Origin of the sequence: Sporolactobacillus terrae DSM 11697 (genome assembly GCF_000648615.1) — a bacterium.
GTDB lineage: Bacteria > Bacillota > Bacilli > Bacillales > Sporolactobacillaceae > Sporolactobacillus > Sporolactobacillus terrae.
In genome coordinates, this window is the sequence record NZ_JFZC01000024.1 from 1 (window position 1) to 272 (window position 272).

Here is a 272-nt window from a genome sequence, read left to right on the forward strand (position 1 = left end):
CCCCGCCAACTAACTAATGCACCGCGGGCCCATCTGTAAGTGATGGCCGAAACCATCTTTCAACCTCGCACCATGCGGTGCGAGGGATTATCCGGTATTAGCTCCGGTTTCCCGAAGTTATCCCCGTCTTACAGGCAGGTTGCCCACGTGTTACTCACCCATCCGCCGCTCACGTCCAGGAGCAAGCTCCCTTCTGTGCGCTCGACTTGCATGTATTAGGCACGCCGCCAGCGTTCGTCCTGAGCCAGGATCAAACTCTCCAAAAAGTTTAT

General features: G+C 55.9%; 1 rRNA gene. It reads right to left on the bottom strand.

The features are described 5' to 3' along the window. Positions 1-266, bottom strand: a 16S ribosomal RNA gene (locus tag AA84_RS0103025); the annotation flags it as partial. Positions 267-272: the final 6 nt, after the last annotated feature.